This is a genomic window from Micromonospora zamorensis (assembly GCF_900090275.1).
In the GTDB taxonomy this organism is placed as follows: domain Bacteria; phylum Actinomycetota; class Actinomycetes; order Mycobacteriales; family Micromonosporaceae; genus Micromonospora; species Micromonospora zamorensis.
Genome location: NZ_LT607755.1, coordinates 1,553,975 through 1,568,414, shown reverse-complemented (window position 1 = coordinate 1,568,414; position 14,440 = coordinate 1,553,975). Strand labels below are relative to the sequence as shown.

Annotated in this window: 17 protein-coding genes; 9 read left to right on the top strand and 8 right to left on the bottom strand. The window is 71.2% G+C overall.

The window, feature by feature from the left end; translation table 11 throughout:
• The first annotated feature begins 11 nt into the window (after window positions 1–11).
• Both GA0070619_RS07025 and GA0070619_RS07020 read left to right on the top strand, forming a co-directional pair.
• On the top strand, window positions 12–689 hold the full coding sequence (locus tag GA0070619_RS07025) for an HAD family hydrolase (RefSeq protein ID WP_088947312.1): 678 nt from the start codon (window positions 12–14) through the stop codon (window positions 687–689).
• Between the two features lie 107 nt (window positions 690–796).
• A complete protein-coding gene (locus GA0070619_RS07020; RefSeq protein ID WP_088947311.1) occupies window positions 797–2,095 on the top strand; it encodes a cation:proton antiporter domain-containing protein in 1,299 nt (432 codons plus the stop codon).
• 61 nt (window positions 2,096–2,156) lie between these two features.
• Here GA0070619_RS07020 and GA0070619_RS07015 read toward each other — a convergent pair whose 3' ends face one another.
• Window positions 2,157–3,095: an NAD(P)/FAD-dependent oxidoreductase gene (locus GA0070619_RS07015; RefSeq protein ID WP_088947310.1), complete on the bottom strand. Its 939-nt coding sequence runs from the start codon at window positions 3,093–3,095 to the stop codon at window positions 2,157–2,159.
• Window positions 3,096–3,201: 106 nt separating this feature from the next.
• Here GA0070619_RS07015 and GA0070619_RS07010 point away from each other — a divergent pair, with 106 nt between their 5' ends.
• Window positions 3,202–3,417: a DUF3072 domain-containing protein gene (locus tag GA0070619_RS07010; RefSeq protein ID WP_172861994.1), complete on the top strand. Its 216-nt coding sequence runs from the start codon at window positions 3,202–3,204 to the stop codon at window positions 3,415–3,417.
• 109 nt (window positions 3,418–3,526) lie between these two features.
• On the opposite strand, the gene GA0070619_RS07005 is transcribed toward GA0070619_RS07010, so the two are convergent.
• Both GA0070619_RS07005 and GA0070619_RS07000 read right to left on the bottom strand, forming a co-directional pair.
• Window positions 3,527–4,027 carry a metallophosphoesterase family protein gene (locus GA0070619_RS07005; RefSeq protein ID WP_088947308.1) on the bottom strand — a complete coding sequence of 167 codons (501 nt, stop codon included), beginning with the start codon at window positions 4,025–4,027 and terminating at the stop codon, window positions 3,527–3,529.
• Window positions 4,028–4,118: 91 nt separating this feature from the next.
• The gene (locus GA0070619_RS07000; RefSeq protein ID WP_088947307.1) at window positions 4,119–5,951 is read right to left on the bottom strand and encodes a glycoside hydrolase family 15 protein; all 1,833 of its coding nucleotides are present in this window, start codon (window positions 5,949–5,951) and stop codon (window positions 4,119–4,121) included.
• A 122-nt stretch (window positions 5,952–6,073) separates the two neighbouring features.
• Here GA0070619_RS07000 and GA0070619_RS06995 point away from each other — a divergent pair, with 122 nt between their 5' ends.
• Window positions 6,074–6,661, top strand: a complete 588-nt coding sequence (locus tag GA0070619_RS06995; protein ID WP_088951610.1) for a YflT domain-containing protein — start codon at window positions 6,074–6,076, stop codon at window positions 6,659–6,661.
• Between the two features lie 44 nt (window positions 6,662–6,705).
• Here the strand turns inward: GA0070619_RS06995 and GA0070619_RS06990 are convergent, their stop codons facing one another.
• Window positions 6,706–7,293, bottom strand: a complete 588-nt coding sequence (locus GA0070619_RS06990; RefSeq protein WP_088947306.1) for a DUF1684 domain-containing protein — start codon at window positions 7,291–7,293, stop codon at window positions 6,706–6,708.
• An 18-nt stretch (window positions 7,294–7,311) separates the two neighbouring features.
• Window positions 7,312–7,896, bottom strand: coding sequence for a TetR/AcrR family transcriptional regulator (locus tag GA0070619_RS06985; RefSeq protein ID WP_088947305.1), 585 nt, complete (start codon window positions 7,894–7,896; stop codon window positions 7,312–7,314).
• A gap of 60 nt (window positions 7,897–7,956) precedes the next feature.
• On the opposite strand from GA0070619_RS06985, the gene GA0070619_RS06980 reads away from it, so the two are divergent.
• Complete coding sequence (locus GA0070619_RS06980; protein ID WP_088947304.1) at window positions 7,957–8,445, top strand: FBP domain-containing protein; 489 nt, start codon at window positions 7,957–7,959, stop codon at window positions 8,443–8,445.
• On the opposite strand, the gene GA0070619_RS06975 is transcribed toward GA0070619_RS06980, so the two are convergent.
• Window positions 8,435–8,980, bottom strand: coding sequence for a GNAT family N-acetyltransferase (locus GA0070619_RS06975; RefSeq protein WP_088951609.1), 546 nt, complete (start codon window positions 8,978–8,980; stop codon window positions 8,435–8,437). The genes GA0070619_RS06980 and GA0070619_RS06975 overlap by 11 nt on opposite strands.
• Window positions 8,981–9,138: 158 nt before the next feature.
• On the opposite strand from GA0070619_RS06975, the gene GA0070619_RS06970 reads away from it, so the two are divergent.
• Window positions 9,139–9,621, top strand: coding sequence for a MarR family winged helix-turn-helix transcriptional regulator (locus tag GA0070619_RS06970; RefSeq protein ID WP_088951608.1), 483 nt, complete (start codon window positions 9,139–9,141; stop codon window positions 9,619–9,621).
• 9 nt (window positions 9,622–9,630) lie between these two features.
• Window positions 9,631–10,617, top strand: a complete 987-nt coding sequence (locus GA0070619_RS06965; protein WP_088947303.1) for a pirin family protein — start codon at window positions 9,631–9,633, stop codon at window positions 10,615–10,617.
• Window positions 10,618–10,681: 64 nt separating this feature from the next.
• On the opposite strand, the gene GA0070619_RS33750 is transcribed toward GA0070619_RS06965, so the two are convergent.
• Window positions 10,682–10,810 (bottom strand): hypothetical protein, encoded by a 129-nt coding sequence (locus GA0070619_RS33750; protein WP_255508778.1) that lies wholly within the window; start codon window positions 10,808–10,810, stop codon window positions 10,682–10,684.
• A 132-nt stretch (window positions 10,811–10,942) separates the two neighbouring features.
• Between GA0070619_RS33750 and GA0070619_RS06960 the strand changes: the two genes are divergently transcribed.
• On the top strand, window positions 10,943–12,532 hold the full coding sequence (locus tag GA0070619_RS06960) for a phospholipase D family protein (RefSeq protein ID WP_088947302.1): 1,590 nt from the start codon (window positions 10,943–10,945) through the stop codon (window positions 12,530–12,532).
• Here the strand turns inward: GA0070619_RS06960 and GA0070619_RS06955 are convergent.
• On the bottom strand, window positions 12,481–13,236 hold the full coding sequence (locus tag GA0070619_RS06955) for a hypothetical protein (RefSeq protein WP_088947301.1): 756 nt from the start codon (window positions 13,234–13,236) through the stop codon (window positions 12,481–12,483). The genes GA0070619_RS06960 and GA0070619_RS06955 overlap by 52 nt on opposite strands.
• 375 nt (window positions 13,237–13,611) lie before the next feature.
• On the opposite strand from GA0070619_RS06955, the gene GA0070619_RS06950 reads away from it, so the two are divergent.
• On the top strand, window positions 13,612–14,436 hold the full coding sequence (locus tag GA0070619_RS06950; RefSeq protein ID WP_088947300.1) for a SigB/SigF/SigG family RNA polymerase sigma factor: 825 nt from the start codon (window positions 13,612–13,614) through the stop codon (window positions 14,434–14,436).
• Window positions 14,437–14,440 lie beyond the last annotated feature (4 nt).

The window sequence follows — 14,440 nt, the reverse complement described above, 5'->3', positions numbered from 1 at the left end:
GGAGGACGCCCATGCGTACCGACGAGCCCGCCGGAGTCTTCTTCGACGTCGATGGCACCCTGGTAGACACCACCTATTTGCACACCGTGAGCTGGTGGGAGGCACTGCGGCAGACCGATCAGCCGGTGCCGATGGCGATGGTGCACCGGTCGATCGGGATGGGTTCCGACAAACTCCTGGATCACCTGCTCGGGCCAGAGCGGGACCGCGACGCCGACACGAAGCTGCGCGACGCGCACGACACCCTCTATGCCGAGTACTGGGAACGACTCACGCCGCTGCCCGGGGCGGCGGACCTGCTGCGCGCCTGCGCCGAGCGAGGGCTGCGGGTGGTGCTCGCCACCTCCGCCTCGGAGCCCGAGGTCGGCGCGCTCCGTCGGGCACTGGGCGTTGACGACGTGATCGACACTGTCACCTCCTCGGCGGACGCGAAGCAGAGCAAGCCCGCACCGGACATCCTGGTCGCCGCGTTGGAGCAGTCCGGGTTGGCCGCGGAGCGGGTGGTCTTCGTCGGCGACTCGGTGTGGGACGTCGTCGCGGCCGGCAAGTTGAACATCCCCTGCGTGGGGTTGACCTGCGGCGGCACCAGTCGGGGCGAGCTGGCTGGCGCCGGCGCGGTGGCGGTGTACGACGACCCGGCCGCCCTGCTGGGCGAGTTGGCGGACTCGCCGCTCACCCGACCCCGGTGAGGATCACTCGGGTTCACCCACCCGTCCGCGCATAGCGACCGGCCCTGCGGGGCATGGTCTGTCACCACCTGCCCGCACCTCGCGGGTGCGGGCTGAAAGGTGGTGCCGTGGAGCCGGTAGATGTGGCGTTCGCGCTGGTGGGCCTCGGCGCTCTGCTCGCGGGCATCCTCCCGCGGGTCTTGGAGCAGCGTCCACTGTCCATGCCGATCGCCTTCCTCGCCCTCGGCATGCTGGTGTTCCTGCTGCCGGTGGGGCTACCGACACCGGATCCGCTGGCCCACCCGGAGTTGACGACCCACCTCACCGAGATCGGGGTGATCGTCGCGCTGATGGGCGCCGGGCTCAAGATTGACCGGCCGTTGAGTTGGCGGCGGTGGTCGTCCACCTGGCGGCTGTTGGCGATCGCGATGCCACTGTGCATCGCGGCGGTGGCCCTGCTCGGCTGGTGGTGGGCGGGGTTGGTGCCGGCCGCCGCACTCCTGTTGGGTGCCGCGTTGGCCCCGACCGACCCGGTGCTCGCCGCCGACGTGCAGGTGGGCGAACCGACCGACGTGGAGGATTCCGAGGACGAGGTCCGCTTCGCGTTGACCTCCGAGGCCGGTCTCAACGACGGGCTGGCGTTTCCGTTCGTGTACGCCGCGATCGCCATCGCCTCGACGAGTCTCGCCCCGAGCGACTGGTTCGCCGAGTGGTTCACGGTGGACGTGCTCTGGAAGGTGGGCGTCGGCGTCGGCGGTGGCCTTCTCATCGGTTGGCTGCTGGGTAAGTTGTTCTTCCGCGCGCCCAGCGAGCTGCGGCTGGCCCGGCACGCCGAGGGCTTCCTGGCGCTGGCCGCCACGTTCCTGGCGTACGGGCTGGTGGAGGTGGTCGGCGGGTACGGCTTCCTGGCGGTGTTCGTGGCCGCCCGGGCGATCCGGGCCGCCGAGCGGACCCACGAGTTCCACTCGGTGCTGCACGACTTCGCCGAGCAGGTCGAACGGCTGCTCACCCTCGTGCTGTTGCTGCTGCTCGGCGGCGCGATCGTGGGCGGTCTGCTGACCCCGCTGACCTGGCCGGCGGCCGCCGTCGGGCTGGCACTGGTGTTCCTGATCCGACCGCTGATCGGCTGGTTGTCGCTGCGCGGCGCGCCAGGACGGCCGGCCGAGCACTGGGTCATCTCGTTGTTCGGCATCCGCGGCGTCGGCTCGTTCTACTACCTCGCGTACGCCACCACGAAGGCCGACTTTCCACAGGCCGAGCTGCTCTGGGCGACCGTCGGGCTGGTGGTGCTCGTCTCCGTGGTGGTGCACGGCATCACGGCGACTCCGGTCATGCAACTGCTGGACCGGGAGGGCGAGCGGACCTCCGACCCGGCCGAACGACACACCGACGACCCCCGGCCGGTCGCGGCGGCGGGGCACGCCTAGCCCTGCGTCAACGCCCCGGGGCCAGGTCTACGACAGCGGCTCCGGGGCCCGGGCACGCCGCTCAGGTCAGGCGGGCGACCAGGGCACGGCCGAGGTCCCGGCCAGAGCGCCAGGCGCTCTGCACCCGGGGCTTGCCGAACGCGTCGCCGGCCAGACCGATCCCGTCGGGGTCCAGGTGGTAGGTGTCGCCGCCGGCGTCGCTGGTCGGCTTCGCGTACGTCCAGCGGTGCACGTGCACGTGGGCGGCCCGCTCGGGCAGTCCCAGCAGGTCCCGGACGGCCTGCTCGATGGCCGGGCCGGCCCCGGTGGGTTGGGCCAGATGCCCGGCGGCGAACTCCGGCACGGTGTGCGCGACGAGCACCGGCGCGCCGTCGCCGCGTCGGTCGCCGTCGTCGCAGACGAGGTTGAGGACCGGGTGGTCGTTGACGAACGCGCCCCGGAAGTCCGGCCAGCGGCGGGTCGGGAACCGCAGCACCGCGGCCAGCGTCGGCGACCAGCGTTGCGACTGCACGAGCTGGGTGGCGGCCGTCAGGGCCGGGTCGAGCAGCAGGGCGGCCTGCGGGCCCGGCATGGCCAGGGCGACCGCCGCGCACGACTCGCCGTCCACTGTCGGCCCGGGCTCCACTGTGAGCACCAGCCTGTCGACGGTGACCGGCACCTCGCCGGCCAGGTGTTCGACCAGGGAGCGCAGCCCACGCGGGGCGGCGAAGCGCATCGGCCCGGGCACCTCCTGGCGGCCGGCCCGGTCGTAGGCCTGGAACGTGTCGGTCCATTCGCGGACCAGCCCGGCGGCGCGCCACTGCTCGACCAGCTCGGCGAAGTCCGGGTCGCTGGCGGTGAAGTACGCGGCGCCGATGTCCGCGGGCCGGCCCTCGAAGCGCTTGCTGGCCATCCGGCCGCCACGGACGTGGCCTCGCTCCCGGACCTGCACCGGCACCCCGGCCCGGGTCAGCTCGACCGCACAGGCCACCCCGGCGATGCCCGCTCCGACCACCACCACTCGCGTTCGGTCCACACTCATCCGGTGATCGTAGGTGGCGGCGGTGGCGCATGAACCACCGACGACGAGGGTACTGGCACACCTGTTCGAAGAAAGGATGATGACAATGACGGACCGCCGCAACGAGCAGGCCGACCAGAATGCCGCGATCAAGGACCCGGACGAATGGGTCACCGGTGACGAGCCGCCCACTGCGGCTCAGGAGTCCTACCTGAACACGCTGGCCCGCGAGGCCAACGCGGATCTTCCGGACGACCTGACCAAGGCCGAGGCGTCCAAGCGCATCGACGAGCTCCAGGCCGAGACGGGCCGGGGCCAGTAGTCACTGGTCGACTCCGCTTCCGCGACCATGGCGTGTCCGCGAGTCCTGGACACCGCGAGATCAGGGAAGCGGAGTCGATCACGTCCCGGACCAGCACCGTGGCCGGCGGTCAGCCGCGGGTCAGCCGGTGCAGCTCCACCTCGGCCAGGTGGCCGGCACTGATGGTGGCACTGAGGTAGGTGGCGTGCGGTTGCGAGCGCCGGTCGGTGGGTGAGCCGGGGTTGAGCAGCCGCAGCCCGCCGGGCGCCTCGGTGTCCCACGGAATGTGGGAGTGCCCGAAGACCAGGAGGTCGACATCGGGGAACCGGGCCGCACACCGCTTCTCGCGACCGGTCCGTTGCCCGGTCTCGTGCACCACTGCGACGCGCAGGCCGTCGAGTTCGACCCGGGCCACCTCCGGCAGCCGGGCGCGCAGCGCCGGCCCGTCGTTGTTGCCGTACACCCCGATCAGCCGGCGCGACCGCGCGGTCATCGCGTCCAGCAACGCCTCGTCCACCCAGTCACCGGCGTGCACGACCACGTCCGCCGCCTCGATCGCCGCCCAGAGCGGCCCGGGAAGGTCCCGGGCCCGCTTCGGTACGTGGGTGTCCGCCGTGAGCACCAACCGCATGCAGGCATTCTCCCCCGTGCCCCGGCCGCCCGCCCGGGGACGCGACTGCGTGAACGCATCGAAACTGGCCAAGCTTTGACGAAAGTACGGGTCAGCGACGCGGCGGGGTGAAATGCGCCGGGGGCATCCCGCACTCACGCAACGTCGGGTCCTGCTCGACGTCGGTGAGCACACCGGCGGCATTGATCAGGCCGATGTGTGAGAACGCCTGCGGGAAGTTGCCCAACTGCTCCCCGGTCTGCTGGTCGATCTGCTCGGCGAACAGGCCCAGGTCGTTGACCCGACCAGCCAGATCGCGGAACAACGCGTGCGCCCGGTCCCGCTCACCGGCCAACGCCAGGCAACTCACCAACCAGAACGAACAGATGACGAAGCCCGCCGGGTCGCCGTCCCAGCGCCGCAGCAGGCCGTCGTGCGACAGCCGCCGCTCCACCGCGCGGACCGTCGAGCGCATCCGCGGGTCATCGGCTCGCAGAAAACCCACCAGCGGCATCACCAGCACCGACGCGTCCAGCTCGTCGGAATCGAAAATCCCGGTGTACGACTGGAGCCGGTCGCTCCACCCCCGCTCGAGGATCGCCGCGCGCACCTCGTCCCGGGCCGCCGTCCAGCGGGCCAGGTCCTGCGGGCCGCCGAGTTGATCGCCGAAGCGGACCGCCCGGTCCAGTGCGACCCAGCACTCCACCTTGGAGGACACGTGGTGGTGTTGCACTCCACGCTCCTCCCACATCCCCGCGTCCGGCTGTTTCCAGTCCTGCTCGGCCTGATCGGCGAGCACCCGGAGCAGGTGGTAGACGTCCCTGTCGAACGGCTCCAGCTGGTCCCGCATCAGCCAGGCGGCGTCCATGGCCGCGCCGTAGATGTCGTTCTGCCGCTGCCGCCACGCGTCGTTGCCGGTCACCACCGGCGGGCTGTCGCGGTAACCGCCGAGCTGGTCCAGCCGATGCTCGGTGAGGTCCCGCTCCCCCAGGACCCCGTACATGATGGGCACCGGCTGGTCGCTGACCCGGCCCATCGCCCGGCCCAACCAGGCGAACTGCCGCCGCACCTCGTCGAAGCACGCCGACCGCCACAACGCCCGCAGGGTGTGGCTGAAGTCGCGCACCCAGACGTAGCGGTAGTCGTAGTTGCGGTCCCCGCCGAGCTTCTCCGGCAGCGAGGTGGTCACCGAGGCCACCACCGCGCCGCTGGGTCGGTACGTCATGCCCTGCACCACCAGCCCGCTGCGCCGCACCTCCTCGGCGTAGAGGCCCTGGTAGTCGTGCTCGGCAGCCCAGGACCGCCAGCCGGCGACGGTGTCGGCGATCGTCTGGTCGGCGTCCGGCACCTCCGGCAGTGGGGCGTCGTAGGTCGGGGCGTACCCGAGTGTGAAGTTGTGGGTCGTGCCGGCGCGGACGGTGAACGTCGCTGCGGCATCGCCATCGTCGCCGCACGTCAACCGCACGCTGCCGCGGAACGTGAGCCGCGCGGCCCCGGCGATGGCCTCGAGCATGTCCTCCCGCTCGACCAGGTATGCGATGGTGCGCCCGTACTCGAAGCGCGGCCGGTAGTGCACCCGCATCGGCACCGCACCGGAGAGTCCCTGCACGCTGCGGACCAGCACCTGTGGCGGGTGCATCCCGATGTCGTGCCCTCGCGAGCCGGGCTCGAAGGCGAGCGCGTCGGTGAGCGCGACCTCCCCCTGCGCGGTGCGGAAGACGGTCCGCAGCACCAGGGTGTCCTCCAGGTAGCTGCGTTCGACAGTGAAGTCGGCCTCCGGTCGGATCGACCAGTGCCCCGCGTCGTCGTCGAGCAGCCGCCCGAACACCGACGGGGCGTCGAACCGGCCCGGGCACCACCAGTTCACCGAGCCCGCGGCGTCGACCAGCGCCGCGCTGCGGCCGTCGGCGAGGAACCCGTAGTCACTGATCTGTCCGCTCTCCACCTGACTGGCTACCCGGGCCGCCCGCGCACACTCCTCCCGTTCGGGCACGGCACTCACCGTGCTGGCTGGCGTTACCGCTCGGCATGGGCGGGAACCCGGGAAGCTGACGAGGGGGGATGCTCATGACGTCAGCTTCGGGGCCGACCGCCGCATGGCGGCCCGGCGCACAGGGTGGCGACCTGCTTCCATCCGGGCCGGCCGGCCGTTTGGCGACACCGGCCGGTGACGGTCACGGGCCGCAGGCCGGACCGCCAACCGTGACTATCGGCTCGTACCCGGACTATCCGGCCGCACAGCGGGTCGTCGACTATCTGGCCGACAACCGGTTCCCGGTGGAGCACAGCGCCATCGTCGGCACCAACCTCACCCTGGTGGAGTCGGTGCTCGGGCGGATGACCACCGGCCGCGCCGGCCTGCTCGGCGCCGGCACCGGTGCCTGGTTCGGTCTCTTCATCGGCCTGCTGTTCGGCATCTTCACCGTCGGCAACTGGCTGGCGGTGATCCTGGTCGGGCTGGTCATCGGTGCGATCTGGGGCGCCGTGTTCGGCGCTGTCGCACACGCGATGACGGGCGGGCAGCGCGACTTCACCTCGGCCAGCTCACTGCGGGCCGGCCAGTACGCGGTGACGGTCGACGCGCAGTTCGCCGACCAGGCCCGCCAGTTGCTGGGCCGGATGCAGATGCCCAACCCGGCCGCGAACAACCGCTGAGCGACGATCGACCGGCCGTCCCGGCAGTACGCCGGGGCGGCCGTTCAGTCGTGGTACGTCAACTCGCCGGCGTGGATGTCGACCTCGACGCGGTTCTCCGGCGGTGCCAGTGGGCAGGCCCAGCGGTCGTCGTAGGCACAGCTCGGGTTGTAGAGGTAGTTGCCGTCCAACCGGACGCGGTCGCCGGGCAGCAGCTCGACGCCCCGGCCGAAGGTGCCCTTCACCGTGTCGGTGAGATAGCGGCCTCCCCCGTAGGTGTCCCGCCCGCAGGTGCCGTCCCGTAGCGGCACGAACAGCCCGCCGCCGTACGCCTCGATCCACCACAGGGTCAGCGGCCCCCACGGTGTCTCGGCCACCGCGACCCGTCGGTACGCGACCACCCCGTCCGGACCGCCGGTGTCGATCCGCAGCTCTCCGCTGGCCGCCCGCAGCGGCGCCTCCACCACGGCGTCGGGGTTGGGCGGGAAATAGCGCACCCCGGAGAAGCCGACCCGTTCCGCTGGTGGGATCGGGCTCTGCGGGTGGGTCGCGAAGAGTTCGTCGCGCCCCGCCCGGAACCCGGTCAGGTCGACGTCGGACAGGTACAGCCGGGCGACCCGCTCCCGCCAGTCGGCCAGCTCCAGATCATCCACGCCACCGAGCCTATGCCGTCACGCGGCGGCACTTGAGCGTGGCGGCCAGTTGGTCAGGACGGCGTCGAGGGCGTCCAACGTCCGGGACCACGAGTCGTCCGTCGGACGCGGGGTGTGCCGGAAGCCGCCGGTCTGCTCCAGGCTGACGAACCCGTGGAACGTGCTGTGCATCATCCGTACCGCGTCGGTCTGGTCCGGCTCGGAGAGCCGGTAGCCGCGCAGGATGGCCCGGGTCATCTCGGCGTGCCGGACACCGGCGCTCGCCGCGGCCGTCTCCGGGTCGAGGTCGATCTGCATCGCGGCGTACCGACCGGGGTGCTGCCTCGCGTAGTCCCGGTAGGCGTTGGCGAAGGCCACCAGCGCGTCCTTGCCGGCCCGGCCGGCGAGTGCGGCGGCCACCCGGTCGGCCAGCTCCGCCAGGGCCAGCAGGGCGATCCGGACCCGCAGGTCCCGCCCGTTCCTGATGTGGAAGTACAGGCTCGCGTCCTTGACCCCGAAGTGGCGTGCGAGCGCGGCAACTGTCACGTTCTCCACGCCCACCTCGTCGGCCAGGTCGGCCGCGACCAGGGTCAGGCGCTCGGCGGTAACCCCTGCACGTGCCATGCACCACACCCCAAACCTAGCCGCAATAATCGTTTGCCTAGGAGAGCTAGGCTACTACCTATGTTAGAGCCGACCGAATCCGCCATCCGCAAATCCTTCGTCAACTGCACCCAGGGTGAGGCGAAGCGGATGGCCGTACCGAATGATCTCGGGACGCGCCCCTGGGACGACCTCGACTTCTTCGGCTGGCGGGACCAGGCCGCACCGCAGCGGGCCTACCTGCTCGCCGAGTCCGACGGCAGGCTCGTCGGCGTGGCGCTGCGGGCGGCGACGCACCAGATCGGGCGCGTGCGGCGCAGCATGTGCTCGCTCTGCCTGACCACACACCTCGGCGACGGCGTCTCGTTGATGACCGCCCGTAAGGCCGGGCCGGGTGGGCGGCAGGGCGACTCCGTGGGCACGTACATGTGCTCCGACCTGGCCTGCTCGCTCTACGTGCGGAAGAAGAAGCACGCCGGGCCGCCGATGCCCGACCCGCTGCCCCTGCCGGAGAGGATCGACCACGTCCGGGCCGCCCTCGCGGCGTTCCTGCGCAAGGTCAACGAGTGATCTGAGGGTCGGTGGCCAGGCGGGCGTGCAGGTGCTCGTCGTAGCGGCGGCCGTCGCCGTAACGGTACGACTCGCGCAGCGTCCCCTCGGCCGCGTAGCCGGCCCGGTCCGCGACGCGGCAGGAGGCCGGGTTGGCGACCGCGTGGCACAGCTCCACCCGGTGCAGCCGCAGGTCGGTGAACGCCCAGTCGGTGAGCCGGACGACGGCCCGCACCGCAACCTGACGCCCTCGCGCCGCAGGCATCGTCCAGTAACCGATGGACGCGTCTCCGTCGCGGATGTGGTGCAGTGACACCGATCCCAGCAGTTCGCCGTCGGTCGCGGCGGTCACCGCCATCGAGACATGGCCACCGGTGGACCAGTCGGCCCGGCGGCGAACCCAGAGCAGCGCGACCTCGTCGTCGATCGGGTCGCCGCCCTGCGGGTTCCACTGGGCGATCGCCGGGTCGCGCAGGGCGTCGCGGACCGCCGGGGCGTCCTCGTCCCGCCAGGGGCGCAGCAACAGGTCGGCGGCGGTGAGTTGCACGTGTTCCACGAGGCCGGAGTCTGGCACATCACGTCACCACCGCGCCGCCGGTTTAGCGTCGACTTCGTTCAAAGCTGCACAACCGGGTGCCCACACGGCCGAGAACGTGATCCAGGAGACGCCTTGCGGCACTAGTTAAATTTTGAAGGAGTGCTATCGTCATGGGCATGACCGAGAGCCTGGACAGCACCCGAGAGGCCGCCTGGCGCGCCTACATCGAGGCCAGCCAGCGTCTCTACACGCAGCTGGAAGAGGACCTGCGCGCCGAGAGCGATCTCAGCTTCGCCGACTACCACGTGCTGGTCCTGCTCTCGGAGGCACCGGGGCAGCGGCTGCGGATGGGTGAGCTGGCCAGCCGGCTCATCTTCTCGCCCAGCCGCCTGACCTACCAGATCTCCTCCATGCAGCGCCGGGGCATGGTCAGCAAGGAGCCCTGCCCGGACGACCGACGCGGCAGCGAGGCGGTCCTCACCGCCGCCGGGCTGCTCGCCCTGCGGGATGCCGCACCCCACCATCTGGCGTCGGTGCGCACCTACCTGATGGACGACCTCGACGACGCCGAGGTCGCCTGCCTCACCCGGGTCTTCGGCCGGATCGGTGACCGCCTGCGCGCGTCCCGGGCCGGCTCGACCACCCACGCCACGAGCTAGGAGCCCTCGATGCCCGCGATCACCGTTGACAACGTCCTCGTCCTTCCCCGCCTGCCCCGGCTGGAGGAGTCCACCACCTTCCGCCCGGTGCGCAAGGTGACCACCGCGCCCACCGGCTTCGAGGGTGAGGGCTTCCCGGTCCGTCGCGCCTTCGCCGGGGTGTCGACCACCGACCTGGACCCGTTCATCCACCTCGACCAGATGGGCGAGGTCGACTACGCGCCGGGCGAGCCGAAGGGCACCCCCTGGCACCCGCACCGCGGCTTCGAGACCGTCACCTACATCATCGACGGGGTCTTCGACCACCAGGACTCGAACGGCGGCGGTGGCACCATCACCGACGGCGACACGCAGTGGATGACGGCGGGCAGCGGGCTGCTGCACATCGAGGCGCCGCCGGAGCACCTGGTGATGAGCGGCGGGCTGTTCCACGGCACCCAGCTCTGGGTCAACCTGCCCCGCTCGGCCAAGATGAACCCGCCCCGCTACCAGGACATCCGTGGTCGGGAGTCGGCGCTGCTCACCACGCCCGACGGCGGTGCGCTGATCCGGGTCATCGCCGGCGAGGTCGCCGGGCACCGGGGCCCGGGGTCGACCTTCACCCCGATCACCATCACGCACGTCACAGTGCAGCCGGGGGCGCAGGTCGACCTGCCCTGGCAGCCCGACTTCAACGCCCTGGTGTACGTGCTGGGTGGTCGTGGCACGGTCGGCACCGACCGGCGGCCGGTGCGTACCGGCCAGCTCGCGGTGCACGGCCCTGGTGACGCGCTGCGGTTCAGCGCCGACACCACGCAGGACAGCAACACCCCCGCGCTGGACCTCTACATCATGGGCGGCCAGCCGATCCGGGAGCCGGTGGCACAGTACGGCCCGTTCGTGATGAACACCCGGGACGAGCTGCTCCAGGCATTCGAGGACTTCCAGGCCGGCCGGCTCGGCGTGATTCCCACCGAGCGACTGCCGCACACCGGCGGCCAGGGCACCCGGCCCTGACCCCGCGTCACCACTGAGATCGGCGCCGACGCCCCCGGTTCACCACGGGAGCGCCGGCGCCGCCTCAGGAGACCGCAAAAATCCCAGCGACGCCCAGAATCACCATCACCAACACCGCTACCAGCGCACCCCGTTCGCTCTCCACCGCCGGCTCGCGGTACTCGGTCACGGGATTCGTCGTGTCGCGGGGCATGGTGTGGCCTCCTCGGCTGTTTTGACGTCGCTTCCGATGGCGTTGACCAGGGGCCGGTCTGCCGGCCCGGCATGCGGACCCGCGTCGGGGGTCCTACCGTGAGGACGTTGCCGACCTCCAGGGGGCTGGACGTTGCCGTTGCAGGACTGGTTCCTCACCGCTGAGGAACGCGCCAACCCGGTGTCTGGGTTACCCGTCTGGACCAGGGGAAACCTCGCCGAGCCGTTGATTCACGGCGCCGCCTACTTCGACCGGCTGGTCGATGAGGTGGAGGCTCTGGGCCCCGGCGACCACCTGTTCTTCACCGACTGGCGGGGCGACCCGGACCAGCGGCTGCGCCCGGACGGCCCGACCGTGGCCCAGCTCTTCGCCCAGGCCGCCCAACGCGGTGTGGTGGTCAAGGGGCTGATCTGGCGCTCACACCTCGACGTGCTGGCCTACAGCGAGGCGGAGAACCGCGACCTCAGCGAGACGATCTCGGCAGCCGGCGGCGAGGTGCTGCTCGACCAGCGGGTCCGGCGCGGCGGGTCGCACCACCAGAAGCTCGTGGTGCTGCGACACCAGGGCGCACCGGAACGGGACATCGCGTTCGCCGGCGGGATCGACCTGTGCCACAGCCGCCGCGACGACGCCGATCATCATGGCGACCCGCAGCCGGTGCAGATGTCCCCCCGATACGGGCCCAACCCGCCCTGGCACGACGTGCAGCTCGCGGTGCGGGGTCCGGTGGTGGGCGCTCTGGACACCCTGTTCCGGGAACGCTGGACCGATCCGATGCCACTGGACTCGGAGAACCCGATGGCCTACCTGCGCGATCGGCTGCGCGGCGCCGACCTCCGCCCTGACCCGCTGCCCGAGCAACCGGCCGACCCGCCGCCGTGCGGTCCGCACCAGATCCAGGTGCTGCGCACCTACCCCGCCGTCCGCCCGCGTTACTCGTTCGCGCCCGACGGCGAACGGACCGTGGCCCGGGGTTACACCAAGGCGGTACGCCGCGCCCGTCGGCTCATCTACCTGGAGGACCAGTACCTCTGGTCCGCCGAGGTCGCGGATCTGTTCGCGCACGCCCTGCGGGACAACCCGGAGCTGCACCTGGTCGCCGTGGTGCCCCGCCACCCGGACGTGGACGGCAGGCTGGCGCTGCCACCGAACATGGTCGGGCGGGAGCAGGCGCTGTCGCTGTGCGAACGGGCCGCACCGGACCGGGTGCACGTGTTCGACGTCGAGAACCACGCCGGCGACCCGGTCTACGTGCACGCGAAGGTGTGCGTCATCGACGACGTCTGGGCCAGCGTGGGCAGCGACAACTTCAACCGCCGGTCCTGGACGCACGACAGCGAGCTGTCCTGCGCGGTGCTCGACGACACCCGCGACCAGCGGGAGCCCACCGACCCGGCAGGCCAGGGCGACGGTGCGCGGACCTATGCCCGGGACCTGCGGCTGCGGCTCTGGCGCGAGCACCTGGACCGTGACCCGGCCGGCGCGGACGACGCCGACCTGCTCGACCCGGCCGACGCGGTCGCGGCTGTCACGGCCGCGGCCGACGCACTCCAGCGGTGGTACGACGACGGCCAGGTGGGCGAGCGACCGCCCGGACGGCTGCGCCCGCACCGCCCTGAGCGGTTGCCCTGGTTCACCCGGGCCTGGGCGTTGCCGGTGTACCGGCTGGTCTACGACCCGGACGGCAGGCCACTGCGGGCGAGGCTGGCCGGCACCTGGTGAACCGCTCGGGCCGGCTCCGGCGCCGTGGCGACGGTCGGGTGCACGCTCAGCCCACCGGGGTAGGCGAACGAGGAGCGCGGCGAGTAGTAGCCGAAGCCGATGGTCAGCGGGTTGTCCGGGCGGAGCGCGTACGTCGGGTGCCCCGGCTGGAGGAACTCCACCGACTCGATCTCGAATGGGGCGACCGGCTCGGCGATGAACGGGTAGACCGAGCTGAGGAGCTGGCCGTCCCGACGGGTGAAGTAGCGGTGGTGCCCACTGCTGATCGCGTGACCGGTCTCCCCCACCCGGCACCGTGCCCGGATCAACGGCGTCCGGTCGATCGTCGTCTCGGAGAGCAGCTCCTCACCGCTCACCTCGATCCGGGTGCGTCCGGCGAGCACCGGTGCACCGCGGGCGGCAGCGTACTCACGGACCAGGCGACTGGAGGCCACGTACTGCGTCCACCAGCCGCCCGGGCTGAGGCCGTCGGGAGCGTCGACGCCCAGCAGTGAGACGCCGAGGTAGGTCAGGGTGTACGCGCCGAAGCCGGAGGTCTGGGTCTCGTCCTCGACGATGTACTGGTTGAGGAACACCTGGCGGTCGGGGCGGGGGCAGAGGCCTGGCGGGACCAGTGCGGCGACCGCGTCCGGATCCGCCGGCAGCCAGCTGAAGTAGAGCGTTCGACTGTTCACGACGAGCTGGGGAGCGGCTGGATCGAGCACGGTGCCTCCGAACCGGGTGTGTACACCGACGCTACGGCCGGTCCCACCGGCGGGACAAGGACGGATAGTCGACACTGCTGCCCCATTGTCGGATTTCATGTTGACCGCTCGGCGCGGGCCGAGGGCCGTTCGATCGAAACCGAGGGATGACCGGGCGGCAAGGCATGGCCGGAAAATGGGTAAGGACCCTCACAGTCCTCTCAACTTCCGCCGCGTTCGCCCCTTTTGTGGTTCGACACACCTTAAGTACATCAGCCTTTCGGCTAGATTTCCGCGAGACGATCAGGTTAAGGTGGGTCCCGAACGGCCCATAGGAAGCTAAACCAAAGCGTCACACCTTTTTTGTCCGCGGACGAGGTGCAGGGAGGACCACCCATGACCGCTTCAACGATCACCGAGCAGCCGAACACCGCTGCCAAGGCGAGCACCAAGCTTGACCCGCGCGCCCTCACCGACAGTGCCGCCGACCTGCTCAACGCCATGGCCGCGCTGCCCGCCAACCACCCGTCGCGTGCCGCCCTGCGGGACCGCGCGATCGAGGCCTGGCTGCCGCTGGCCAACCACCTGGCCCACCGCTACAGCGGGCGTGGCGAGCCAACCGACGACCTGGCCCAGACCGCCGCTGTCGGCCTGATCAAGGCCATCGACAAGTTCGACCCCTCCCGCGGCGTCGACTTCGCCGGCTACGCGATCCCCACCATCATCGGCGAGCTCAAGCGGCACTTCCGGGACCGCACCTGGGACATCCGCGTGCCCCGCCGGCTCCAGGAGCTGCGTCTGGCCATCTCCGACGCCAACAGCTCGCTGCTGCAGACCCTCGGCCGCTCGCCGACGGTCGCCGACATCGCCGCCCACCTCAAGCTCACCGAGGAAGAGGTGCTGGAGGGCCTGGAGGGCGCCCGCGCGTACAACGCGGTATCGCTGTCCACCCCGACGGGCGACGGCGAGCGCGCGACCGAGCTGGGCGACATGCTCGGCGGCGAGGACAGCGAGTTCGAACTGGCCGAGCTGCGGGTCGCCCTCGGCCCGGCACTGGCCACCCTCGACGAGCGCGAGCAGAAGATCCTCACGCTGCGCTTCTACGGCAACCTGACCCAGTCGCAGATCGCCGACCAGATCGGCGTCTCGCAGATGCACGTCTCGCGACTGCTGACCCGGGCGCTGACCAAGCTGCGCGGTCAGCTCGACGGCACGTACTGATCGG